Annotated in this window: 21 protein-coding genes; 13 read left to right on the forward strand and 8 right to left on the reverse strand. The window is 59.1% G+C overall.

Annotated features, from left to right (window positions below; genetic code table 11):
• Positions 1-76: 76 nt before the first annotated feature.
• Positions 77-427 (reverse strand): glutaredoxin family protein, encoded by a 351-nt coding sequence (locus AC3WTM_RS27395; RefSeq protein WP_057713407.1) that lies wholly within the window; start codon positions 425-427, stop codon positions 77-79.
• The gene (yejK, locus tag AC3WTM_RS27400) at positions 427-1431 is read right to left on the reverse strand and encodes a nucleoid-associated protein YejK (protein ID WP_008018580.1); all 1005 of its coding nucleotides are present in this window, start codon (positions 1429-1431) and stop codon (positions 427-429) included. The genes AC3WTM_RS27395 and yejK overlap by 1 nt, the downstream gene beginning before the upstream one ends.
• Positions 1432-1827: 396 nt before the next feature.
• Here yejK and AC3WTM_RS27405 point away from each other — a divergent pair, with 396 nt between their 5' ends.
• Together AC3WTM_RS27405 and AC3WTM_RS27410 are read left to right on the forward strand one after the other, a co-directional pair.
• Positions 1828-2109, forward strand: a complete 282-nt coding sequence (locus AC3WTM_RS27405; RefSeq protein WP_007905514.1) for an HU family DNA-binding protein — start codon at positions 1828-1830, stop codon at positions 2107-2109.
• Positions 2110-2413: 304 nt separating this feature from the next.
• Positions 2414-2848: a DUF3757 domain-containing protein gene (locus AC3WTM_RS27410; RefSeq protein WP_102672253.1), complete on the forward strand. Its 435-nt coding sequence runs from the start codon at positions 2414-2416 to the stop codon at positions 2846-2848.
• A 154-nt stretch (positions 2849-3002) separates the two neighbouring features.
• Here AC3WTM_RS27410 and rlmF read toward each other — a convergent pair whose 3' ends face one another.
• The 5 genes from rlmF to AC3WTM_RS27435 form a co-directional block, all read right to left on the reverse strand.
• Positions 3003-4034, reverse strand: coding sequence for a 23S rRNA (adenine(1618)-N(6))-methyltransferase RlmF (gene rlmF / locus AC3WTM_RS27415; RefSeq protein ID WP_102672254.1), 1032 nt, complete (start codon positions 4032-4034; stop codon positions 3003-3005).
• Between the two features lie 265 nt (positions 4035-4299).
• On the reverse strand, positions 4300-7146 hold the full coding sequence (locus AC3WTM_RS27420) for a valine--tRNA ligase (protein ID WP_102672256.1): 2847 nt from the start codon (positions 7144-7146) through the stop codon (positions 4300-4302).
• Positions 7147-7400: 254 nt separating this feature from the next.
• On the reverse strand, positions 7401-8717 hold the full coding sequence (locus AC3WTM_RS27425) for an MFS transporter (RefSeq protein ID WP_090457564.1): 1317 nt from the start codon (positions 8715-8717) through the stop codon (positions 7401-7403).
• Positions 8718-8972: 255 nt separating this feature from the next.
• Positions 8973-10205, reverse strand: coding sequence for a transporter associated domain-containing protein (locus AC3WTM_RS27430; protein WP_102672257.1), 1233 nt, complete (start codon positions 10203-10205; stop codon positions 8973-8975).
• A 12-nt stretch (positions 10206-10217) separates the two neighbouring features.
• A complete protein-coding gene (locus AC3WTM_RS27435; RefSeq protein WP_102672258.1) occupies positions 10218-11030 on the reverse strand; it encodes a cytochrome C assembly family protein in 813 nt (270 codons plus the stop codon).
• Between the two features lie 210 nt (positions 11031-11240).
• Here AC3WTM_RS27435 and ffh point away from each other — a divergent pair, with 210 nt between their 5' ends.
• From ffh to rplS, 5 genes are all read left to right on the forward strand, one after another.
• Positions 11241-12617 (forward strand): signal recognition particle protein, encoded by a 1377-nt coding sequence (gene ffh, locus AC3WTM_RS27440; protein ID WP_090457559.1) that lies wholly within the window; start codon positions 11241-11243, stop codon positions 12615-12617.
• Between the two features lie 250 nt (positions 12618-12867).
• Positions 12868-13119, forward strand: coding sequence for a 30S ribosomal protein S16 (gene rpsP / locus AC3WTM_RS27445; protein WP_007972721.1), 252 nt, complete (start codon positions 12868-12870; stop codon positions 13117-13119).
• A 5-nt stretch (positions 13120-13124) separates the two neighbouring features.
• Positions 13125-13661, forward strand: coding sequence for a ribosome maturation factor RimM (rimM, locus tag AC3WTM_RS27450; RefSeq protein WP_057713414.1), 537 nt, complete (start codon positions 13125-13127; stop codon positions 13659-13661).
• Between the two features lie 2 nt (positions 13662-13663).
• Positions 13664-14416, forward strand: a complete 753-nt coding sequence (gene trmD / locus AC3WTM_RS27455; RefSeq protein ID WP_007897583.1) for a tRNA (guanosine(37)-N1)-methyltransferase TrmD — start codon at positions 13664-13666, stop codon at positions 14414-14416.
• Positions 14417-14461: 45 nt separating this feature from the next.
• Positions 14462-14812 carry a 50S ribosomal protein L19 gene (gene rplS, locus AC3WTM_RS27460; protein ID WP_003175895.1) on the forward strand — a complete coding sequence of 117 codons (351 nt, stop codon included), beginning with the start codon at positions 14462-14464 and terminating at the stop codon, positions 14810-14812.
• A gap of 57 nt (positions 14813-14869) precedes the next feature.
• On the opposite strand, the gene AC3WTM_RS27465 is transcribed toward rplS, so the two are convergent.
• Entirely contained in the window at positions 14870-16681 is a 1812-nt protein-coding gene (locus AC3WTM_RS27465; protein ID WP_102672259.1) for a cation:proton antiporter, read from the reverse strand.
• A 107-nt stretch (positions 16682-16788) separates the two neighbouring features.
• On the opposite strand from AC3WTM_RS27465, the gene xerD reads away from it, so the two are divergent.
• The 6 genes from xerD (at position 16789) to AC3WTM_RS27495 (ending at position 23521) form a co-directional block, all read left to right on the forward strand.
• Positions 16789-17685, forward strand: coding sequence for a site-specific tyrosine recombinase XerD (gene xerD, locus AC3WTM_RS27470; protein ID WP_056853624.1), 897 nt, complete (start codon positions 16789-16791; stop codon positions 17683-17685).
• 266 nt (positions 17686-17951) lie between these two features.
• Positions 17952-18683, forward strand: a complete 732-nt coding sequence (dsbC, locus tag AC3WTM_RS27475; protein ID WP_057713416.1) for a bifunctional protein-disulfide isomerase/oxidoreductase DsbC — start codon at positions 17952-17954, stop codon at positions 18681-18683.
• A 133-nt stretch (positions 18684-18816) separates the two neighbouring features.
• Entirely contained in the window at positions 18817-20121 is a 1305-nt protein-coding gene (locus AC3WTM_RS27480) for a homoserine dehydrogenase (RefSeq protein WP_057713417.1), read from the forward strand.
• 66 nt (positions 20122-20187) lie between these two features.
• On the forward strand, positions 20188-21597 hold the full coding sequence (gene thrC / locus AC3WTM_RS27485) for a threonine synthase (RefSeq protein ID WP_075945553.1): 1410 nt from the start codon (positions 20188-20190) through the stop codon (positions 21595-21597).
• A 119-nt stretch (positions 21598-21716) separates the two neighbouring features.
• Positions 21717-23072, forward strand: coding sequence for a transporter substrate-binding domain-containing protein (locus tag AC3WTM_RS27490; RefSeq protein WP_102672260.1), 1356 nt, complete (start codon positions 21717-21719; stop codon positions 23070-23072).
• 161 nt (positions 23073-23233) lie between these two features.
• Positions 23234-23521, forward strand: a complete 288-nt coding sequence (locus AC3WTM_RS27495) for a DUF3509 domain-containing protein (RefSeq protein WP_102672261.1) — start codon at positions 23234-23236, stop codon at positions 23519-23521.
• Positions 23522-23641 lie beyond the last annotated feature (120 nt).

A 23641-nucleotide genomic window follows, 5' to 3' on the forward strand; every position in this document is an offset into this window, starting at 1 on the left:
GCAATAGCCTCCGAAAGACACCCTGTGAAAGCTTAGAGAATGATCACAGGGTGTGAGGGGGGAGCCATTTCATTAGTTACTTCAGCGCTGCCAGAATCGCATCCGGGTCATACCCGCGAATCAGCGTCCCGTTCACATCGATGATCGGAATGCCCCCACCCCCCAGCGCCTGATAGTCCTCGCGCGCGGCAGCGTCCTTCTCGATGTCGAACTCCTTGTACGCAATGCCTTTCTGATCGAGGAAGCGCCGGGTCAGCTTGCAGTAACCACACCATTCGGTGGCGTAGAGCACAACGTTGGCCTTGGCCTGCGTCTGCGCCGACACCACTTGCGATGGATTGAACACCCGCTCGATCTTGCCCCAGTTCTGATAGGCCACGACCACCAGCAGGATCAGCAGGAATTTCTTCAGCACGCCGCCGAGCATCAGTTGCGACGCTTCAGCTGATCGGTGAGCGAAGTGGGCAGGCCCTTGATGATTAACGTGCCGGCTTCCTCGTCGTACTCGATCTTCGAGCCCAGCAGGTGTGCTTCGAAACTGATCGACAGGCCTTCGGCGCGACCAGTGAATCGGCGGAACTGGTTCAGGGTGCGTTTATCGGCCGGGATTTCCGGCGAGAGGCCGTAATCCTTGTTGCGAATGTGATCGTAGAAAGCCTTCGGGCGTTCTTCGTCGATCAGCCCCGACAACTCTTCCAGGCCCATCGGCTCACCGAGCTTGGCCTGGCTACTGGCGTAATCCACCAGGGTCTTGGTCTTCTCGCGGGCGTCGTCTTCCGGCAGGTCTTCGCTTTCAACGAAATCACTGAAGGCCTTGAGCAGGGTGCGGGTTTCACCCGGACCGTCGACGCCTTCCTGGCAGCCAATGAAGTCGCGGAAGTACTCCGAAACCTTTTTGCCGTTCTTGCCTTTGATGAACGAAATGTACTGCTTGGACTGTTTGTTGTTCTGCCACTCGGAAACGTTGATCCGCGCCGCCAGGTGCAACTGGCCAAGGTCGAGGTGGCGGGATGGGGTCACGTCCAGTTCGTCGGTTACGGCCACACCTTCACTGTGGTGCAGCAGGGCAATGGCCAGGTAGTCGGTCATGCCTTGCTGATAGTGTGCGAACAGCACGTGGCCGCCGACCGACAGGTTCGATTCCTCCATCAGTTTCTGCAGATGCTCGACCGCCACGCGGCTGAACGCAGTGAAATCCTGACCGCCCTCGAGGTACTCCTTCAGCCAGCCGCTGAACGGGAACGCGCCGGATTCCGGATGGAACAGGCCCCAGGCTTTACCCTGTTTGGCGTTATAGCTTTCGTTGAGGTCGGCGAGCATGTTCTCGATGGCCGCAGACTCAGCCAGTTCAGAGTCGCGGGCGTGGAGAACTGCAGGTGTGCCGTCGGGTTTTTTGTCGATCAGGTGGACGATGCAATGACGGATCGGCATGGGCTTCTCGGCTGAATGAAGAGAGGAGGGCGCGCTCCCCCGAAAAAGCGCCCAGTGTACCGCAACCACTGGTTTTGGCGCGGTGCGAAGGGCAATTCCCGGGCGACCGGCGGCGCTTATGAGATTTTTTCCCGATTTAGAGCAATAAAGCTGACCAAATGGGTAGCTGGAGGCGGATATTTCCCCGTCTCTGTGCTAGTTTTGCCCGGTCTTGCGCGAAGTCACTGCGTTAAGCCTGCAGTCAGCTTTTGTCAGGTCGAACCAAACCCTGATTTCGGTATCTATAACCCCGATCCCGAGGTTATTTCGCCGAGGGTGCCAGATCCAGAAGATCGGGCTCGATGGCTGACATTGCACTCTGCAATCCATATGAATTTGATAGGGAAGGAACACTACATGGCTCTTACTAAAGACCAACTGATCGCCGACATCGCTGAAGCTATCGACGCGCCGAAAACCACCGCGCGTAACGCTCTGGACCAACTGGGCCAAATCGTTGCCGATCAGCTGGAAAACGGCGGCGAAATCACTCTGCCGGGTATCGGCAAGCTGAAAGTGACTGAGCGCCCTGCCCGTACTGGCCGTAACCCTTCGACTGGCGCTGCCATCGAAATCGCTGCCAAGAAAGTGATCAAGCTGGTTGTGGCCAAAGGCCTGACCGACGCTGTCAACAAGTAAGACTTGTTAAAAAAAACCGTGCACCGGAGCGATCCGGGCACGGTTTTTTTGTGGGCGCTGTAACGGTTTACGCAAAGTAAATTGTTGGAATAATCCCGTTGTTTGAAAGCAGTTGTTACCCGTGCACCTGATAGGGATAGGCGTTTTCGCTGAATAGCACATTTCTCTCTGCATAAAACGAACGTTCCTACAGAACTGATAGTTGAGTGTGCGCCTTGGGTCGGTAGTATCAATAAGGCGTAGCGCTTGGCTTTACGTAAAAAGCCAAAACCAAACTTCAGTTGTTCGTTACAGGGACGTTTTTATGAAAGTTAAACAGTTGTTGATGTGCGTATCGTTTCTGGTGTCCGGCCAGGCCTTGGCAAATGTTACCGAGTACTGCCCAAGCCCCTCTGACATCAAGGAGTTGGCAGCCGGTATCTATAAAGCCCCGACAGCAAGTGGCGACGGGGAATGGTACGGTGTTTCGCAAGCGGGACGTGGGCCAATAGGCGAGTTCGAGTTGGCGATATTCGCGCCTCGCGTAGCAGCCGAGAGAGGCATTGTTGCCGGTGAGATTCTGCGTTGTGGTTACAAACTGCAAAATGGAGGCGATCTGGATATGAGGTACAAGCGAGAGGGAACTATTGTAAGTATTGATACCAGTGGACCATGGGAGCAATGGTATGGTCAGTATTACTGCGAAAGTAAAGAGGCTCGAGCTTGTGCGTTCACAGAGAATGTTCGTACAAAACGTTAAAGCGAAGATATCTAAACTTTCCTGTTATCGAAGTTGCAGGAAAGTTGTCAGGCAGTTGGTGGTTACAGATCTGAGCGTCACTGTTAATCGCTAGGTCTGTTAAAAGCCGTGCACAGGAGTCATCCGGGCACGGCTTTTTTGTGCGTCTGGCTTTTTACTCGGCTGTAGCTTTCGACCATCGTGCCTGACGCCAGGCCTGTTGCTGCGCTTTGGTCTGGAAGGTCCAGGCGACGAAGCGGCTCTGCTTTTGGCCTTGGCCCATTTCGACCACTTGGCTGTCCAAAGCACCGACCTTTTTCAAGGCGGTCTGGATCGCCGGCAGGTTCGACGCCTTCGACACCAGTGTGCTGAACCACAGCACTTGTTGCGCCACTTGTACGCTCTCGCTGACCAGTTGCGTGACGAAGCGCACCTCCCCACCTTCACACCATAATTCCGCTGCTTGCCCGCCGAAGTTTAACACCGGCAGCTTGCGCTTCGGATCGGCTTTGCCCAGGGCGCGCCATTTGCGTGTGCTGCCCCGTGTGGCCTCGTCCAGCGAGGCATGGAACGGCGGATTGCACATCGTCAGGTCAAAGCGCTCTGCGCTTTCCAGCAGGCCAGTGAGGATCTGCTTGGGGTTGCTCTGCTGACGTACCTGAATCGCTTTGTTCAGGCCATTGGATTGAATGATGGCCTTCGCCGCGGCGATGGCGGTCGCATCGATATCGGAACCGAGGAACTGCCAGCGATAGTCGCTGTAACCGATCAATGGATACACGCAGTTGGCGCCCATGCCGATGTCCAGCACCTTCACGGCAGCGCCACGGGGGATCACACCGTCATTGCCACTGGCCAGCAGGTCGGCGAGGAAGTGCACGTAATCGGCGCGGCCGGGCACCGGTGGGCACAAGTAGTCGGCCGGAATGTCCCAGTGAGCGATGCCATAGAACGACTTGAGCAACGCCCGGTTGAACACCCGCACGGCTTCCGGGCTGGCGAAGTCGATGCTTTCTTTGCCGTACGGATTGATGATCACGAATTTCTTCAATTCCGGAGCGTTTTTGATCAGCGTTGGAAAGTCATAGCGACCCTGATGGCGATTGCGCGGGTGCAGGCTGGCTTTTTCCTTCGGGGCGACGGCCGTGGCCGGAGTCTTCGGGGCAGGCTTTTTGCGCGCAGGCTTGGGGGAGCGGGGGGCGGTCATGGTGGTGGTCGATTCGGGTATGGCTAAAAGTGGCGGGCATTGTCCCACATCCGGCCCGTGTGAACCCAATTGTGGCAAACACCGCTGTCCCTTGTGGGAGCGAGCTTGCTCGCGATGGCGGTCGGTCAGTCAATATTGATGTTGAATGTTATGGCCTCATCGCGAGCAAGCTCGCTCCCACAGGGGATTTTTGGCGTTTGGGAAAATGGGACAGGCATGAAAAAGGGAGGCCGCATGGGCCTCCCTCTTTCATTGCGATCTGCCGTTACAAACTGGCAATCCGCGCATGCTGCTCGGCCAGCTTGCCCAGGGCCTGTTCGGCCTCGGCCAGTTTGGCGCGTTCTTTCTCGATGACTTCAGCCGGTGCCTTGTCAACGAAACCGGCGTTGGACAGCTTGCCGCCGACTCGTTGCACTTCACCTTGCAGACGCTGGATTTCCTTGTCCAGACGCGCCAGTTCCGCACCTTTGTCGATCAAGCCGGCCATTGGCACCAGCACTTCCATCTCGCCGACCAGCGCGGTGGCGGACAGCGGTGCTTCTTCGCCAGCAGCCAGTACGGTGATCGATTCGAGGCGCGCCAGCTTCTTCAGCAGGGCTTCGTTCTCGGTCAGACGACGCTGGTCCTCGGCGCTGACGTTCTTCAGGAACAGCGGCAGCGGTTTGCCCGGGCCGATATTCATTTCGCCACGGATGTTACGAGTGCCAAGCATCAGGCCCTTGAGCCATTCGATGTCATCTTCGGCCGCCTGATCGATGCGTGTTTCGTTGGCCACGGGCCAAGGTTGCAGCATGATCGTCTTGCCTTCGATGCCGGCCAGCGGCGCGATGCGCTGCCAGATTTCTTCGGTGATGAACGGCATGAACGGGTGCGCCAGACGCAGGGCGACTTCCAGTACGCGCACCAGGGTGCGACGGGTGCCGCGCTGGCGTTCGACCGGTGCGTTTTCGTCCCACAGCACAGGCTTGGAGAGTTCCAGGTACCAGTCGCAATACTGGTTCCAGATGAACTCGTACAGGGCTTGTGCTGCCAGGTCGAAACGGAACTGGTCAAGCTGGCGGGTCACTTCGGCTTCGGTGCGCTGCAGCTGCGAAATGATCCAGCGGTCAGCCAGGGACAGCTCAAAGGCTTCGCCGTTCTGGCCGCAGTCTTCGCCCTTGTCCAGTACATAGCGCGCCGCGTTCCAGATCTTGTTACAGAAGTTGCGATAGCCTTCGACGCGGCCCATGTCGAACTTGATGTCACGACCGGTGGACGCCAGCGAACAGAAGGTGAAACGCAGGGCGTCGGTACCGTAGCTGGCGATGCCTTCGGCGAACTCGTCGCGGGTCTGCTTCTCGATCTTCTTCGCCAGTTTAGGCTGCATCATGCCGGAGGTGCGCTTCTGCACCAGGGCTTCGAGTTCGATGCCGTCGATGATGTCCAGCGGGTCGAGGACGTTGCCCTTGGACTTGGACATCTTCTGGCCCTGGCCATCGCGCACCAGGCCGTGGACGTAGACGGTCTTGAACGGAACCTGCGGCGTACCGTCTTCGTTTTTCACCAAATGCATGGTGAGCATGATCATCCGGGCAACCCAGAAGAAAATGATGTCGAAGCCAGTCACCAGGACGTCGGTGGAGTGGAATTTCTTCAGGAACTCGGTTTTTTCCGGCCAGCCGAGGGTGGAGAACGTCCACAGGCCCGAGCTGAACCAGGTGTCGAGAACGTCGTTGTCCTGTTGCAGCGCGACGTCCGGACCGATGCTGTGCTTGGCCCGCACTTCGGCTTCGTCGCGACCGACGTAGACCTTGCCCGACTCGTCGTACCAGGCCGGAATCCGGTGGCCCCACCACAGCTGGCGGCTGATGCACCAGTCCTGGATGTCGCGCATCCACGAGAAGTACATGTTTTCGTACTGTTTCGGCACGAACTGGATACGGCCGTCTTCAACGGCGGCAATCGCAGGCTCGGCCAACGGCTTGGTGGACACGTACCACTGGTCGGTCAGCCAAGGCTCTATGACGGTGCCGGAACGGTCGCCTTTCGGCACCTTCAGGGCGTGATCGTCAACACTGACCAACAGGCCGGCGGCGTCGAACGCGGCCACGATCTGCTTGCGCGCCTCGAAGCGGTCGAGACCGGCGTATTCGGCCGGGATCTTGCCGTCGATGGTTTCGTTCAGCGTGCCGTCGAGGTTGAACACTTGGCAAGCCGGCAGGACCGATGCGTTCTTGTCGAAGATGTTCAGCAGCGGCAGGTTGTGACGCTTGCCGACTTCATAGTCGTTGAAGTCGTGGGCCGGGGTGATTTTCACGCAGCCGGTGCCGAATTCAGGGTCGCAATAATCGTCGGCGATGATCGGGATGCGGCGGCCAACCAGTGGCAGCTCGACAAATTTGCCGATCAGGGCTTTGTAGCGTTCATCGTTCGGGTTAACGGCCACGGCGGAGTCGCCGAGCATGGTTTCCGGGCGAGTGGTCGCGACGATCAGGAAGTCGTTGCCTTCAGCGGTCTTGGCGCCGTCGGCCAGCGGGTATTTCAGGTTCCACAGGAAACCTTTCTCGTCATGGTTCTCCACTTCGAGGTCGGAAATTGCCGTGTGCAGCTTGGTGTCCCAGTTGACCAGGCGCTTGCCGCGGTAGATCAGGCCGTCTTCGTGCAGGCGGACGAAAGCCTCTTTAACGGCCTCCGAGAGGCCGTCGTCCATGGTGAAGCGCTCGCGGCTCCAATCTACGGACGAACCAAGACGACGGATCTGACGGCTGATGTTGCCACCGGACTCATCTTTCCACTCCCAGACTTTCTCGAGGAATTTCTCGCGGCCCAGGTCATGGCGGCTCTGGCCCTTGGCTTCGAGCTGACGCTCCACCAACATCTGCGTGGCGATACCGGCGTGGTCGGTGCCCGGCTGCCACAGGGTGTTGCGACCCTGCATGCGGCGGAAACGGATCAGGGCGTCCATGATCGCGTTGTTGAAGCCGTGACCCATGTGCAGGCTGCCGGTGACGTTCGGCGGCGGGATCATGATGGTGTAGGACTCGCCCGCGCCTTGCGGGGCGAAGTAATTCTCTGACTCCCAGGTGTTGTACCAGGAAGTTTCAATGGCGTGCGGCTGGTAGGTCTTATCCATGCGCGGCGGGACCCTATTGGCATTTATTCAGGAAAAGCCGGGAAGTATAGCGGGGATGAGCCCATGCGCGTAGAGCGAGGTGACAATGGGTGGGGGAAAAGTTGTGGTTTTTCGGGGAGTGTTTTGTCTGCAATGACGCCATCGCGGGCAAGCCACGCTCCCACAGGATCAGTGTCGATCACAAAATAGTGGTTCGACAAAAAACCTGTGGGAGCGGCGGTGCGGCGATCCGACTTGCCCGCGAAAGCAATCTGTCAGGCGATCTGATTCAAATCGTTATGCCGCGTTTCCTTCAGGCACAGCACCGCGATCAAACTCAGCACCGCCGCCGCGGACACATAACCGCCGACATAACTCAATCCGCCCATCGCCACCAGTTTCTGGGCGAAGAACGGCGCCGCGGAAGCGCCGACGATACCGCCCAGGTTGTAGGCCGCCGAGGCGCCGGTGTAGCGCACGTGGGTGGGGAACAGCTCCGGCAGCAACGCCCCCATAGGCGCAAATGTCACACCCATCAGAAACAGTTCGATGCACAGGAACAACGCCACGCCCCAGGTCGAGCCTTGGGTCAGCAGGGGCTCCATGAGGAAGCCGGACAGGATCGCCAGCACACCGCCGATGATCAGCACCGGTTTGCGCCCATAACGGTCGCTGGCCCAGGCCGACAGCGGGGTGGCGGCAGCCATGAACAGCACCGCGAAGCACAGCAGGCCGAGGAAGGTTTCGCGGCTGTAGCCGAGCGTTGCCACGCCGTAACTCAGGGAAAACACGGTGGAGATGTAAAACAGCGCGTAGCACACGACCATTGCGCCGGCTCCCAGCAATACGGGCGCCCAGTATTGGCCGAACAGCTCGAACAGCGGGATCTTCACTCGTTCCTGGCGCGCCATGGCGTTGGCGAATACCGGGGTCTCATGCAGCTTGAGACGAACGTACAGGCCGACCATCACCAGTGCGGCGCTGAGCAGGAACGGAATACGCCAGCCCCATGAGCGGAACTGTTCGTCATCCAGCACCACGGCCAGGGTCAGGAACAGGCCGTTGGCCGCCAGAAAGCCGATGGATGGACCCAGCTGCGGGAACATGCCGAACCACGCGCGCTTGCCTTTCGGCGCGTTCTCCGTGGCCAGCAATGCCGCGCCACCCCATTCGCCGCCCAATCCAAGGCCTTGGCCGAAGCGCAGGACGCAAAGCAGGATCGGTGCCCAGGCGCCAATGCTGTCGTATCCCGGCAGCACGCCGATCAGCGTGGTGCACACGCCCATCAGCAGCAGCGAGGCGACCAGCGTCGACTTGCGGCCGATACGGTCGCCGAAGTGACCGAAAAGGGCCGAACCCAAGGGGCGTGCAAGGAAGGCGATGCCGAACGTGAGAAAAGCCGAAAGCATCTGGGCGGTGCCGGATGTTTGCGGAAAGAACACCGGGCCGATCACTAGCGCGGCGGCGGTGGCATAGACGTAGAAGTCGTAGAACTCGATGGCAGTACCGATGAAGCTTGCGGTGGCCACGCGGGTGGCGGAGTTCGTCGGTTGCGCAGGTGTGGAGTCGCTGTAAGTCGTGCTGGTCGTCATGCGGTTATCCCTGACAGTCATGTGCTCCAGTGGAGCGAATTATTATGGTCGAGAACCCAGGGATGTGGGCGGAGGCACGGTCGCTGTTCAAGGTAGGAACAGTCGTCGGTTTGTTGCGGACTTTGCTGGTGGACAGACCGGATGCTGCGACGTGCGGGGTAAGCACGGGGCCGGCGAGGCTTGGGTAAGCGTTTCGATTATAGGAAGGTGGCTAACGATCGAACAAGAGGGCTTGTGAGGGCATTGTGGCGGGTTTTAGGTAATGACAGGCAGCGGGCTGGTCTGCCAGATCAGCACCCGCGTGACACGGTTGTCCTCGGTTTCGAGAATTTCCAGGCGATACCGGCCGATCTTCAGGCACACCGCACTTTCGGGAATGGTTTCCAGGGCCTCGGTGATCAGGCCGTTCAGGGTTTTCGGGCCATCGCTGGGCAGGTGCCAGCCGAGGCTCTTGTTCAGCTCGCGAATGGACGCGGCACCGTCGACCACCAGGCGTCCGTCGGCTTGCGGATGAATGTGTGGATTGTCCAGGCTCTGCTGGCTTTCGAACTCGCCGACGATTTCTTCGAGGATGTCTTCCAGGGTGACGATGCCCAGCACTTCGCCGTATTCGTCGACCACCATGCCCAGGCGCCGCTGCTGCTTGTGAAAGTTGAGCAGTTGCAGTTGCAACGGGGTACTTTCCGGCACGAAGTACGGCTCGTGGCTGGCCGCCAGCAACGCTTCCCTGGTCAGGCTCGCATCGGGCAGCAAATGAAGGATGTGTCGGGTGTTGAGGACGGCTTCGACCTGGTTGATATCGCTGTGGAACACCGGCAGGCGCGTGCGTTTGTTGTGGCGCAATTGTTCGATGATTTCTTCGATGGAGTCATCGAGATTGATGCCGTCCACGTCGCTGCGCGGTACCAGGATGTCATTGACGGTAATGTTGTCCAGCGCGTGGATGCCAGGCAGCGGGTGAGGGCGGCTTGCGGTTTCGGAAGGCGCATGCCGCTCCATCAGCGCTTCGTCCTCGCTTTGTTGCACCACTTTGGCTTTGCGGGCGAATGGGCGCGTCAGCAACTGACTGATGCTGTTGAGCAGCCATGCCGCGGGATAGATGATTTTCAGCGGCAACCGCAGCAGGTTGTTGCCCTGGGCCAGGATCGCATCCGGATAGCGGGTGGCGAGGGCGCGTGGCAAATAGTCGGAAAACACCAGCAACATGGCGCCCGCTCCAAGGCAGGCGACCCACGGGCCGTTCTCGGCCCAGGTGAACATGGCCAGCAAGGTGCTGATGACCACCACGAGTGCACGGCACAGGGTGTTGCAAAAAATCAGACTGGCCAGAGGGAAGCTGAGTTTCGCTACCGGTTTGTCGCTGGAGCGCGTTGCGGTGCGCTGGGCCAGCAAATGCTGGTGCGCCGCTTCGATGGCGGTAAACAGCCCTGACCATAAAACCAGCAGGGTCACTACCGCGAGCATCGGCCCTATGGGCAAGTCGTCCATTAATGCCGCCCGTCAGATATGCAGGATGTATTCACGAACCAGCTTGCTGCCGAAATACGCCAGCATCAGCAGGCAAAAACCGGCCAGGGTCCAGCGAATGGCTTTGTGCCCGCGCCAGCCAAGGCGATTGCGTCCCCACAGCAGCACGCTGAAAACGACCCAGGCCAGGCAGGCCAGTAGTGTTTTGTGCACCAGATGCTGGGCGAACAGGTTTTCGACGAACAGCCAGCCGGAAATCAGCGACAGCGACAACAGTGTCCAGCCGGCCCAGAGGAAACCGAACAGCAGGCTTTCCATGGTTTGCAGTGGCGGGAAGTTCTTGATCAGCCCGGATGGGTGCTTGTGCTTGAGCTGATGGTCTTGAATCAGCAGCAACAAAGACTGGAACACCGCGATGGTGAACATGCCGTAGGCCAGGATCGAAAGCAGAATGTGGGCGAGGATGCCCGGCTCCTCAACGATGACCTGTACCGTGCCGGCGGGGGCAAAATGCGCCAGCATCACGGTCAAGGCTCCAAGCGGGAGCAGCAGGACCAGAAGGTTCTCCACCGGAATCCGCGAGCAGGCTAGCAGGGTCAGTGCGATGACCGCCACGGCAATCAGGCTGGCGGCACTGAAGAAGTCCAGGGCCAGACCGGTCGGGGTCAGCAGGTGGGTGAGCAGGCTGACGCTGTGGGCCAATACGGCGAGCACGCCGAGCATGACCAGCAGGCGTTTGTTGACCTTGGCGCCGGACGCCAGGCGAGTGCCCTGGTAAATGGTCGCAGCGGCGTACAAGCAGGCGGCGGCGAGAGTAGTTAGCAAGCTGGGTGACAAGGGGAGCATAAATCCTGTTAGGCAAGCCCGAAAGTCGCTGAGTTTGGCATAGAACCCCCGCCACACGAAAGACCGCGCAACCCGACGGCGAGGTGTCCGCCGGCCGCAGTCTTCGCTATAATCCGCGACCTGCCCACGCCGCAGGCTCGCCGAGCACACGTTTAGTCCGGTCCGGGCCGCCATTATCCCGGTCTACACAGGGCCTGAAAGGATCGCGCAATGTTTGAAAACTTAACCGACCGTCTCTCGCAGACGCTGCGCCATGTCACCGGCAAGGCCAAGCTGACTGAAGACAACATCAAAGACACCCTGCGCGAAGTGCGCATGGCGTTGCTCGAAGCCGACGTCGCCCTGCCGGTGGTCAAGGACTTCGTCAATTCGGTCAAGGAACGCGCCGTCGGCACAGAGGTGTCACGCAGCCTGACGCCGGGCCAGGCCTTCGTGAAGATCGTCCAGGCCGAACTCGAAAGCCTGATGGGCGCGGCCAACGAAGATTTGAACCTGAGCGCAGTGCCGCCAGCGGTCATCCTCATGGCAGGTTTGCAGGGCGCTGGTAAAACCACCACCGCCGGCAAGCTCGCGCGCTTCCTTAAAGAGCGCAAGAAGAAGTCGGTCATGGTTGTGTCCGCCGACGTTTATCGTCCAGCGGCGATCAAGCAACTGGAAATGCTCGCCGGTGAAGTCGGCGTTACCTTCTTCCCGTCCGACCTGAGCCAGAAGCCGGTCGCGATCGCGCAAGCGGCTATTAAGGAAGCCAAACTCAAATTCATCGACGTGGTCATCGTCGATACCGCCGGTCGCCTGCACATCGATGAAGAAATGATGGGCGAGATCAAGGCCCTGCACGCCGCGATCAACCCGGTCGAAACCCTGTTCGTGGTCGACGCCATGACCGGCCAGGACGCCGCCAACACGGCCAAGGCCTTCGGCGATGCATTGCCGCTGACCGGTGTGATCCTGACCAAGGTCGACGGCGACGCCCGTGGCGGTGCCGCCCTGTCGGTGCGCGCCATCACCGGCAAGCCGATCAAGTTCATCGGTATGGGCGAGAAGAGCGAAGCGCTCGATCCGTTCCATCCTGAGCGTATCGCCTCGCGTATCCTCGGCATGGGCGATGTGCTCAGCCTGATCGAGCAGGCGGAAGCGACCCTCGACAAGGACAAGGCCGACAAGCTGGCCAAGAAGCTGAAGAAGGGCAAGGGCTTCGACCTCGAAGACTTTCGCGATCAGCTGCAACAGATGAAGAACATGGGCGGCCTCGGCGGGCTCATGGACAAGCTGCCGAATATGGGTGGCGTGAACCTGGCGCAAATGGGCAACGCCCAGGGTGCGGCAGAGAAGCAATTTAAGCAGATGGAAGCCATCATCAACTCCATGACCCCGGCCGAGCGCCGCGACCCTGAGATGATCAGTGGTTCGCGCAAGCGTCGGATCGCCATGGGTTCCGGCACCCAGGTGCAGGACATCGGCCGCTTGATCAAGCAGCACAAGCAGATGCAGAAGATGATGAAGAAGTTCTCTGCAAAAGGCGGAATGGCCAAGATGATGCGCGGCATGGGCGGAATGTTGCCCGGCGGCGGCATGCCAAAGATGTAAAAAATCCGCGCCGGTCATCGTACCGGCGCAGACCCGCAAGGAAGCGGGATCTCCAGCAAACCCGCACTTGGCGGGAGCTGACCGGCCGTTTTCAACGACGGCTCTATAGCAAATCTGCATGGCGGCCGATAGGCCGCCGGAAAAAGTCATTTGCAAAAGTCCGGATATTCCTTAGAATATGCGGCCTTTCGGGCACCCATGCCCGCTGTGCCTTTAGATTTGCAGCACCGACTACAGGAACGATGTTCACATGCTAACAATCCGTCTTGCCCTTGGCGGCTCCAAAAAGCGCCCGTTTTACCACTTGACCGTAACCGACAGCCGCAACCCGCGCGACGGTTCGCACAAGGAACAGGTTGGCTACTTCAACCCTGTTGCCCGTGGTCAGGAAGTTCGTCTGTCCGTGAACCAAGAGCGCGTAGCCTACTGGCTGAGCGTTGGTGCACAACCATCTGAGCGCGTTGCTCAGTTGTTGAAGGAATCTGCTAAGGCTGCGGCCTGAGCAATATGAACGCGACGCCAGCCATTGCTGATGATTTGATCGTTATCGGCAAGATTTATTCTGTTCACGGCGTTCGCGGCGAAGTGAAGGTGTACTCCTTTACTGATCCGATTAAAAACCTGCTGGACTACAAAACCTGGACGCTCAAGCGTGACGGTAATGTAAAGCAGGTAGAGCTGGTCAGCGGACGCGGGAATGACAAGTTCCTGGTCGCAAAGCTCAAGGGTCTCGATGATCGCGAAGAAGCTCGTCTTCTGGCCGGTTATGAGATCTGCGTGCCGCGCAACCTGTTCCCTGAACTGACCGACGGCGAGTACTACTGGTACCAGCTGGAAGGTCTCAAGGTCATCGATACGCACGGACAACTGTTCGGAAAAATCGATCACCTGCTGGAGACCGGCTCGAACGATGTCATGGTGGTCAAGCCTTGCGCTGGCAGCCTGGATGATCGCGAACGCTTGTTGCCCTATACGGAGCAATGCGTGTTGGCCGTCGACCTGGCCGCGGGTGAGATGAAGGTGGATTGGGACGCGGATTTCTAAGCGTGGCTAACTTGCGCGTAGAAGTGATCAGTCTATTTCCCGAGATGTTTTCCGCCATCAGCGAGTACGGCATCACCAGTCGGGCGGTGAAACAGGGGCTCTTGCAGCTCACCTGTTGGAATCCGCGAGACTACACGACGGATCGACATCACACTGTGGACGATCGCCCGTTTGGCGGTGGTCCGGGCATGGTGATGAAGATCAAGCCCCTGGAAGATGCTCTGGTTCAGGCCAAGGCAGCAGCCGGGGAGGCGGCGAAGGTGATTTACCTGTCCCCCCAAGGCCGTCAACTGACTCAGTCGGCGGTACGCGAGTTGGCGAATCTGGATGCATTGATCCTGATTGCCGGCCGCTATGAAGGCATTGACGAGCGTTTTATTGATGCTCATGTCGATGAAGAGTGGTCGATTGGCGACTATGTACTGTCTGGCGGCGAGCTGCCGGCGATGGTCCTGATCGATGCGGTTACACGACTGCTGCCTGGAGCTTTAGGGCATGCGGACTCCGCCGAGGAAGATTCCTTTACGGATGGTTTGCTGGATTGCCCGCACTACACCCGACCGGAGGTGTATGCGGATCAGCGTGTTCCCGACGTATTGCTAAGTGGCAATCACGCGCACATCCGGCGTTGGCGTTTACAGCAGTCCCTTGGTCGGACCTTTGAACGACGCGCCGATCTTCTGGAAAGCCGCTCGCTTTCTGGAGAAGAGAAGAAGCTGCTCGAGGAATACATCCGCGAGCGGGACGATAGTTAACAACGTATCGATGGTAGATCCGACGATTTACCTTAGGAGCACAGCATGACTAACAAAATCATCCTTGCACTCGAAGCAGAGCAGATGACCAAAGAGATCCCTACCTTTGCCCCGGGCGACACCATTGTCGTTCAGGTGAAAGTGAAGGAAGGCGACCGTTCGCGTCTGCAAGCGTTCGAAGGTGTTGTTATCGCCAAGCGTAACCGCGGCGTAAACAGTGCATTCACCGTTCGTAAAATCTCCAACGGTGTTGGCGTAGAGCGTACTTTCCAGACCTACTCTCCGCAAATCGACAGCATGGCTGTCAAGCGTCGCGGTGACGTACGTAAAGCCAAGCTGTACTACCTGCGCGACCTGTCGGGCAAAGCAGCTCGCATCAAGGAAAAACTGGCTTAAGTCCAGCTTCCGATGCAAAAAAAGCAGCCTGCGGGCTGCTTTTTTGTTGTCTGCGATTTACGTAGCGTCGCTGGTTTCAGGCTGAATCAACGCCAACAACGTCCACCCTGCTGAAGGCTTGACCGCACTGTCCGGCGTCACCACATGCACCCAGCCACTGTCATCACGAGCAAACAGCAGAGTGGCACGGTCGCCATGCAACGCCTGATAATCCTCCCAGCCAAAGCCCTCGGTCAGGTTCGTGCTGTACAACTCAGCCCCCTGATGCAGCTGATTGGCCAGCTTGATATAGGTTAACTCCTCATTGCCTAGCAAACGCCCGCGATGTTCATGGCTGGCGCGATGTTTGTCGGTGCGTCGGCTCTCCTGGCCGCTGGCCAGTCCGAACAGCCGCTGATGGCCGAAGTCATGGCGAAAACGCATTGCGGCGAGGGTGTTCAACTCGCCGGACGGTGACAGCGTCAGCAAATGTCCAAGCCCGACCAGATCCAGATGTGCATCGGCATGTTGCGAGGCCGGGTTGCCAAAATAGGTCGGCAAGCCTTCCATCCGGGCTGCGCGAATGTTTTCCCAGCTCGAATCCGTCAACAGTACGCGACTGCCCAGTTGCTGCAGGGCCTTGCCCAGCGTGCGCGCAGGTCCGTTGGCGCCGATGATCAGAAAGCCGCTCGGTGCCGGTTCCGCCACCTTCAGCAGGCGCGCCAGCGGTCGTGCCGTCGCGCTTTGCAACACCACCGTGCCGATGATCACCGCAAAGGTGAGCGGCACCAGCAGCAACGCTCCCTGGTGACCGGCCTCATGCAGGCGAATGGCGAAGATTGCCGACACCGCCGCTGCCACGATGCCCCTTGGGGCAATCCACGCCAGTAGCGCCCGTTCGCGCCAATCCAGGCTGGAGCCCGCCGTGCTCAGCAGCACATTCAAAGGGCGGGCGATGAACTGAATGACCAGCAGCAAAATCAGCACCAGAGGCCCGAGGCCGATCATGGCGTTCAGGTCCAGCCGTGCCGCCAGCAGAATGAACAGGCCGGAGATCAGCAACACGCTGAGGTTTTCCTTGAAATGCAGGATGTGCCGTACATCCACGCCTTTCATGTTGGCCAGCCACATGCCCATCAGTGTCACGGCCAGCAACCCGGACTCATGGGTGACCTCGTTGGAGGCAATGAAAATACCCAGGACTGCCGCGAGCGCTGCCAGGTTGTGCAGGTATTCCGGCAGCCATTGGCGGCGAATCAGGGTGCCGAGTAACCAGCCACCCAAAATACCGAACAGGCTCCCGCACAAAATCACGCCGCCGAAGGTCAGCAGGCTTTCCTTGAGGCCGTTACCTTCGGCACTGGCAATGATGAAGCTATAGACGACTACCGCCAGCAGGGCGCCGATGGGGTCGATGACAATGCCTTCCCAGCGCAGGATATTGGCAATCGACGCTTTCGGGCGCACGACGCGTAGCATCGGTACGATCACGGTTGGCCCTGTCACCAGGGTCAGGCTGCCGAACAGTATGGCCAGCAACCAGTCGAAACCCAGCAGCCAATGAGTGGCGACAGCGATGACCACCCAAGTGGAGAGGGCACCAATCGTGACCAGACGATGGACGACGCTACCGATTTCGCGCCACTCGGACAGATGCAGGGTCAGGCTGCCTTCGAACAGGATCAGCGCCACCGCCAAGGACACCAGCGGCATCAGCAATGGCCCGAACATTTCTTGCGGGTCGAGCAAGTGCAGTACGGGGCCAGCCAGGATGCCGGTCAGCAGCAGAAAAAGAATCGCAGGCAATTTCAAGCGCCAGGCCAGCCATTGGCAAAGCAGTGCCGCCGCGCCTATCCCGCCAAATGCCAATAAAATCTGCTGCTCGCTCATTGCTGCTCCCTGTTCCTTGAAATGGCGGCCTATGAAAGACTAGCGGCCATTTTCATGTCCAATCTTAATTTTGCGTGCAGCCTCAAGGCTGCATGATTCGAGTACCCATGCCTGCCATCGATCACCCGCTGATAGACCAATTCCTCGATGCCCTGTGGTTGGAGAAAGGTCTTTCCGACAACACCCGCGATGCCTATCGCAGTGACCTGGCGCTGTTCAACGGCTGGTTGCAGGAAAAAGGGCTGGAGCTGATCAACGCTGGCCGCGAACTGATCCTTGATCACCTGGCTTGGCGTCTGGAGCAAAACTACAAGCCTCGTTCCACTGCGCGATTTCTCTCTGGTGTGCGTGGGTTCTATCGCTATTTGCTGCGGGAAAAACTCATCGCTGTCGATCCGACCCTTCGCATCGACATGCCGCAGCTGGGTAGGCCGCTGCCGAAATCCTTGTCGGAAGCCGACGTGGAGGCGCTGTTGAAAGCGCCGGACCTGAGCGAAGCCATTGGCCAGCGTGACCGGGCCATGCTTGAAGTTCTGTACGCCTGTGGCCTGCGAGTGACGGAGCTGATCAGCCTGACGCTGGAGCAGGTCAATCTACGTCAGGGTGTGCTGCGCGTGATGGGCAAGGGCAGCAAGGAGCGTCTGGTGCCGATGGGTGAAGAGGCCATTGTCTGGGTCGAGCGCTACATGCGCGATGGCCGTGGTGAGCTGCTCGGCGGGCGTCCCAGCGATGTGTTATTCCCGAGTCAACGTGGCGAGCAGATGACGCGTCAGACCTTCTGGCACCGGATCAAGCACCAGGCCAAGGTGGCCGGGATCGGCAAGTCACTGTCGCCGCACACCTTGCGCCATGCCTTCGCCACGCACCTGCTCAATCACGGTGCAGACCTGCGGGTGGTGCAGATGCTGCTGGGGCACAGCGATTTGTCTACGACGCAGATCTACACCCATGTTGCCCGGGCGCGCTTGCAGGATTTGCACGCTAAGCATCATCCACGCGGGTGAAGCTCCCGACATCCGCTTTTCTGCGGGAGCGGGCTTGCCCGCGAAGAGGTCGGCACATACAACATTGATGTCGCCTGATAAGAAGCTTTCGCGAGCAAGCCCGCTCCCACAGGAGATTGTGTCGCCACAAATGTCTTGCATCAGGTGCATTCGGCCATGTGGGCCTTATGTGATAGGCTGGGCTGGTTTGCACGATGGGCGTTTATGACCCGGTGTTTCGGCACGGGCGTTCTGATCGTCCCATTTGTCCGTCTTCAGGAGTTCTCATGCGTCTGACCCAGATTTTCGCCGCCGCAGCCATTGCGTTGGTCAGCACCTTTGCCGTCGCCGATGACGCGGCCGACAAAGCCATTCGTAAAAGCCTGGAAAACCTCCAGCTCGAAGTGCCGGTAGAGACCATCACCGCCAGCCCGTTGCCAGGCCTCTACGAAGTCAAGCTCAAGGGCAGCCGTGTGCTGTATGCCAGCGCCGACGGCCAGTACGTGGTTCAGGGCTACCTGTTCGATCTCAAGGACGGCAAGCCGGTCAACCTGACCGAGAAGACCGAGCGCCAGGGCATCTCCAAACTGATCAACGCCATCCCGGTTGCCGAAACCGTTGTCTACCCGGCCATTGGCGAAACCAAGTCGCACATCACCGTATTCACCGACACCACCTGCCCGTACTGCCACAAGCTGCACGCCGAAGTGCCTGAGCTGAACAAGCGCGGCATCGAAGTGCGTTACGTTGCGTTCCCGCGTCAGGGCCTGGGCTCGCCGGGTGACGAGCAACTGCAAGCGGTGTGGTGCTCGAAAGACAAGAAAGCGGCCATGGACAAAATGGTCGACGGCAAGGAAATCAAGGCCGCCAAGTGCGATAACCCGGTTTCCAAACAGTTCGCCCTCGGCCAGTCGATCGGCGTGAATGGCACACCGGCCATCGTTTTGGCCGACGGTCAGGTCATTCCGGGCTACCAGCCTGCGCCACAAGTCGCCAAACTGGCGCTGGGCGCGAAGTAAATTCGCATCGTCACGGCAAGCCTTGACGATCATGGTCCGGTAGCGACATTCGCCGGGCCATCAATAGAGAGCCGCGAGTCTGCGGTTGTTTTCACGGCCGGCCTCGAGTCGGCCGTTTTATGGGGAGTTCACAGTGAAACCGGTCAAAGTAGGCATCTGTGGGTTAGGAACCGTCGGTGGCGGTACCTTCAACGTACTTCAGCGCAACGCCGAGGAAATTGCTCGTCGTGCCGGGCGTGGAATCGAAGTGGCACAAATTGCCATGCGCACGCCAAAGCCTCAGTTCCAAACGACCGGTATTGCGATTACCAACGATGTCTTCGAAGTGGCCACGAACCCTGAGATCGACATCGTCATAGAGCTGATGGGCGGCTACACCGTTGCCCGCGAGCTGGTACTCAAGGCCATCGAGAATGGCAAGCATGTGGTCACCGCGAACAAGGCGCTTATCGCCGTTCACGGTAATGAAATTTTCGCCAAGGCCCGCGAGAAGGGCGTGATCGTTGCGTTCGAAGCGGCGGTGGCCGGTGGCATCCCGGTGATCAAGGCGATCCGCGAAGGCCTGTCCGCCAACCGCATCAACTGGGTAGCCGGCATCATCAACGGCACCGGCAACTTCATCCTGACGGAAATGCGCGAGAAGGGTCGCACCTTCGAAGACGTATTGGCCGAAGCCCAGGCCCTGGGTTACGCCGAAGCCGATCCGACCTTCGACGTCGAGGGTATCGACGCCGCTCACAAGCTGACGATCCTGGCATCCATCGCGTTCGGTATTCCGTTGCAGTTCGACAAGGCTTACACCGAAGGCATCACCAAGCTGACCACCGCCGACGTGAACTACGCCGAAGCGCTGGGCTACCGCATCAAGCACCTGGGCGTGGCGCGCAGCACCGCGGCCGGTATCGAACTGCGCGTGCACCCGACGCTGATCCCGGCCGATCGCCTGATCGCCAACGTCAACGGCGTGATGAACGCGGTAATGGTCAACGGCGATGCTGCCGGTTCGACCCTGTTCTACGGCGCTGGCGCCGGCATGGAGCCGACCGCTTCGTCGGTGATCGCCGACCTGGTGGACGTGGTCCGCGCTATGACTTCCGATCCGGAAAACCGCGTACCACACCTGGCGTTCCAGCCGGATTCGCTGTCGGCTCACCCGATCCTGCCGATCGAAGCCTGCGAAAGCGCCTACTACCTGCGCATCCAGGCCAAGGACCATCCGGGCGTATTGGCTCAGGTCGCGAGCATCCTTTCGGAGCGCGGCATCAACATCGAGTCGATCATGCAGAAGGAAGCCGAGGAGCACGACGGCCTGGTGCCGATGATCCTGTTGACCCACCGCGTGGTGGAACAGCGCATCAACGACGCCATCGCTGCTTTGGAAGCCTTGGCGGGTGTGGTCGGTCCAGTTGTACGGATCCGTGTCGAGCACCTGAACTAAGCCGATATCGTTGACCGGGCTCGCTTGCGGGTCCGGCACTACGAACACTGTCCATTGGAGTCAGTCATGCGTTACATCAGTACCCGCGGCCAGGCACCGGCCCTGAATTTCGAAGACGTCCTGCTGGCTGGTCTTGCCACCGACGGCGGTCTGTACGTCCCGGAAAACCTGCCACGTTTCACCCAGGAAGAAATCGCCTCCTGGGCCGGCCTGCCGTATCACGAACTGGCCTTCCGCGTCATGCGCCCGTTTGTCACCGGCAGCATTCCAGACGCCGATTTCAAAAAGATTCTTGAAGAAACCTATGGCGTGTTCGCCCACAGCGCCGTTGCGCCGCTGCGTCAGCTGAACGGCAACGAATGGGTGCTGGAGTTGTTCCACGGCCCGACCCTGGCGTTCAAGGACTTCGCCCTGCAATTGCTCGGTCGCCTGCTTGACTACGTGCTGGAAAAGCGCGGCGAGCGCGTGGTGATCGTCGGTGCCACCTCCGGTGACACCGGCTCGGCCGCCATCGAAGGCTGCAAGCACTGCGAAAACGTCGACATCTTCATCCTGCACCCGCATAACCGGGTGTCCGAAGTGCAGCGTCGGCAAATGACCACCATCTTCGGTGAGAACATTCACAACATCGCTATCGAAGGTAACTTTGACGACTGCCAGGAAATGGTCAAGGCGAGCTTCGCCGACCAGGGCTTCCTCAAGGGCACTCGCCTGGTTGCGGTGAACTCGATCAACTGGGCGCGAATCATGGCCCAGATCGTTTACTACTTCCACGCAGCCCTGCAGCTGGGCGGCCCGGCGCGCTCGGTGTCGTTCTCGGTGCCGACCGGCAACTTCGGCGACATCTTCGCCGGGTACCTGGCGCGCAACATGGGCCTGCCGATCAACCAGTTGATCGTCGCCACCAACCGCAACGACATCCTGCACCGCTTCATGAGCGGCAACCAGTACGTCAAGGAAACCCTGCACGCCACGCTGTCGCCGTCCATGGACATCATGGTGTCGTCGAACTTCGAACGCCTGCTGTTCGACCTGCATGGTCGCAACGGCGCGGCAATCGCCGGGCTGATGGATTCGTTCAAGCAGGGTGGCGGTTTCAGCGTCGAGCAAGAGCGCTGGACCGAAGCCCGCAAGTTGTTCGACTCGCTGGCCGTGGATGACGCGCAAACCTGCGAAACCATTGCCGAAGTCTACGAGCAGACTGGCGAAGTGCTGGACCCACACACGGCCATCGGTGTGAAAGCTGCCCGGGAATGCCGTCGCAGCCTGGACATTCCAATGGTGATCCTGGGTACCGCCCACCCGGTCAAATTCCCGGACGCGGTGGAAAAAGCCGGTGTAGGAAAAGCGCTCGAACTGCCGGTACATCTTTCTGATTTGTTTGAGCGAGACGAACGTTGCACCGTATTGCCAAATGACCTGAAGGCCGTGCAGGCCTTTGTCAGCCAGCATGGCAACCGCGGCAAGCCGCTGTAACCGGTCAGCGCTGTTACATTTTGAAGCCCGTCTCCTGACGGGCTTTTTCATTTATGCATGCACACTTGTCGTGTTATCGCCGCGAAGGGACAGGCGAATGGATCACCAAGGACGTGGGAATGCTGTTTACAAGTGTGTTCAAGCCAGTCGCGCGCTGGCTGTTTTTATTCGGCATGCTGGGAATCGCCGAATGGGGAGGGGCAAGCCCTGCATCGATTCAGGAGCGTGGGAAGTCTGCCGCACGGTCAATGGTCGTGCTGGATGACCAGGAGTTGCAGTGGATGGCCAAGCATCCTCGGGTCGTGGTCACGGCGCTGGAATACCCGTTGTACCTGTTCAAGGATGAACATGGCCAATGGACAGGCTTGAACAGTGACCTGCTCAAACGCATCAGTGACATGACGGGGTTGCAGTTCGTTTACCAAGAGTCTTTTTCCACCGATCAGATGCTGGCCCATCTGGAAAGCGGCGCTGCGGATTTGAGTACGACCTTGGCGATGAATGATGAACGCAAGGCGTTTCTCGATTTCAGCCATGCATTCGGCGGTGCAGGATGGGTCTTTCTCGGGCAGGCCGGAGCACCACCGGTGCAGTCGCTGGAGGATCTGGCGAAGCGGGTACTGGTGCTGCCGACCCGGCATGCACTGGAGGCGATGATCCGTCGCAATTATCCGTCCATCGAGTTGCGTTCGGTTAAAACATACGCCGAAGCCCGTGCCTGGGTGGAAAGCGGCGAAGCCTACGCCACCATTGAAAGCGAAATCGGCGCCCAGCTTATTCCGTCGGGCCGGCTACAGATCGGCGCCGTGGTGCCGGGCAAATGGGATGCGGATTATCTGGCGGTGCGCAAAGGCCAGCCGCAGTTGCTGAGTATCCTCAACAAGGCGCTTGAGGCGTTTCCTGAACAGGAGTTGCGTGGCCTTCGCCTGAAGTGGTTTGGCGGCGCTACAGCGCCACAGGTGCCTGGCCTTTGGCAGCGGATTGACCAGTGGGTTTGCTGGGGCGTGTTGGTGGTCAGCCTGTTCGGCCTGTTGTCCCTACTCTGGAATCGACGGTTGGCGGTGGTGGTCAGGCAACGGGTCGAGGCCCAAAGCAGTCTGCGTGATCAGCTCGCCTTCCAGCATGCCCTGATGGATGCCATGCCTGACCCGATGTTTGTCCGTGATCTGCAAGGGCGCTTGATCATGTGCAACAAAAGTTATGAGGACGCCTTGTCGACGCGTTTTGACCGGATGCAGGGGCGGCAGTTGATCGAGGTCGATGCCATGCCCAGACAAACCGCGGAACTGCTGCATGCCGAGTTCATGGCGCAATTGAGTACGCGCAGGACGCGCTTTTTCGAGCGTCAATTGATGTTCAAGGACGGTGTCAGGGATATCTACCAGTGGACAGTGCCGTTTTACACGGCGGATGGCCAGCTACGAGGATTGTTGGGGGGATGGGCCGACATCGCCCGGCGCACCCGACAGACGTGATGGTTGGGTTTTTTCTCTGTCATGTTCGCCGTGCATGCTCTGTTGACTGGGCTGCAGGTTCGTCTGCAGTCAGTACCCAGAACTTTCTTCTCGGGCCAGCGGTCATTTGTAGTAGGCATGCCCCAGGCACGTTGTTTTCGGATTATTGAGTGGTGATCGGGATGGAAAGTATCAGTCTGTTGCTCGGTGAGGCGCTAAGCCCGTATCAGGTTACGTTGACCCCGTCAGGCATTCGTGGCGAATGCCGGGTGACCCTGAAGAATGCTATCGGCGCGATCGTGGTCGAGCGTGAATTCAATCAGGCCCAGTTGAATGACAAGCGCTTGCTGACGGATGTGGTCGACGGTTTGCATCGCGACGTGCTGATCGCTGAAGGACGCCTTGAGCCTTGCGTGATCGCGGCATTGCGTCATGCGGCGCAGGACAAGCAGCTGGCCAACCGCAATTGAACGGTTTTTTGCGGGAACCTTCCCGCGCCCAGGTCAGTCAGACTTTGTAACAGCAGGATCAAGCATTGTGCTCCGGTGCTTGCAGCTTGCTGCTACTGGTCTCCAAGCAGGCCACGTTTG

The sequence above is a fragment of the Pseudomonas sp. EU05-FHT14B02 genome, from assembly GCF_058791055.1.

Bases quoted from the DNA above. Each gene is read 5' to 3' on its own strand.
- rimM (WP_057713414.1), top strand. From the start codon at position 13,125: ATGAACGCGACGCCAGCCATTGCTGATGATTTGATCGTTATCGGCAAG.
- rplS (WP_003175895.1), top strand. From the start codon at position 14,462: ATGACTAACAAAATCATCCTTGCACTCGAAGCAGAGCAGATGACCAAA.
- xerD (WP_056853624.1), top strand. From the start codon at position 16,789: ATGCCTGCCATCGATCACCCGCTGATAGACCAATTCCTCGATGCCCTG.
- AC3WTM_RS27405 (WP_007905514.1), top strand. From the start codon at position 1,828: ATGGCTCTTACTAAAGACCAACTGATCGCCGACATCGCTGAAGCTATC.
- rpsP (WP_007972721.1), top strand. From the start codon at position 12,868: ATGCTAACAATCCGTCTTGCCCTTGGCGGCTCCAAAAAGCGCCCGTTT.
- AC3WTM_RS27465 (WP_102672259.1), bottom strand. From the start codon at position 16,681: ATGAGCGAGCAGCAGATTTTATTGGCATTTGGCGGGATAGGCGCGGCG.
- AC3WTM_RS27425 (WP_090457564.1), bottom strand. From the start codon at position 8,717: ATGACGACCAGCACGACTTACAGCGACTCCACACCTGCGCAACCGACG.
- yejK (WP_008018580.1), bottom strand. From the start codon at position 1,431: ATGCCGATCCGTCATTGCATCGTCCACCTGATCGACAAAAAACCCGAC.
- AC3WTM_RS27420 (WP_102672256.1), bottom strand. From the start codon at position 7,146: ATGGATAAGACCTACCAGCCGCACGCCATTGAAACTTCCTGGTACAAC.
- AC3WTM_RS27430 (WP_102672257.1), bottom strand. From the start codon at position 10,205: ATGGACGACTTGCCCATAGGGCCGATGCTCGCGGTAGTGACCCTGCTG.
- dsbC (WP_057713416.1), top strand. From the start codon at position 17,952: ATGCGTCTGACCCAGATTTTCGCCGCCGCAGCCATTGCGTTGGTCAGC.
- AC3WTM_RS27410 (WP_102672253.1), top strand. From the start codon at position 2,414: ATGAAAGTTAAACAGTTGTTGATGTGCGTATCGTTTCTGGTGTCCGGC.
- AC3WTM_RS27395 (WP_057713407.1), bottom strand. From the start codon at position 427: ATGCTCGGCGGCGTGCTGAAGAAATTCCTGCTGATCCTGCTGGTGGTC.
- ffh (WP_090457559.1), top strand. From the start codon at position 11,241: ATGTTTGAAAACTTAACCGACCGTCTCTCGCAGACGCTGCGCCATGTC.
- AC3WTM_RS27490 (WP_102672260.1), top strand. From the start codon at position 21,717: ATGCTGTTTACAAGTGTGTTCAAGCCAGTCGCGCGCTGGCTGTTTTTA.
- thrC (WP_075945553.1), top strand. From the start codon at position 20,188: ATGCGTTACATCAGTACCCGCGGCCAGGCACCGGCCCTGAATTTCGAA.
- AC3WTM_RS27435 (WP_102672258.1), bottom strand. From the start codon at position 11,030: ATGCTCCCCTTGTCACCCAGCTTGCTAACTACTCTCGCCGCCGCCTGC.
- AC3WTM_RS27495 (WP_102672261.1), top strand. From the start codon at position 23,234: ATGGAAAGTATCAGTCTGTTGCTCGGTGAGGCGCTAAGCCCGTATCAG.
- rlmF (WP_102672254.1), bottom strand. From the start codon at position 4,034: ATGACCGCCCCCCGCTCCCCCAAGCCTGCGCGCAAAAAGCCTGCCCCG.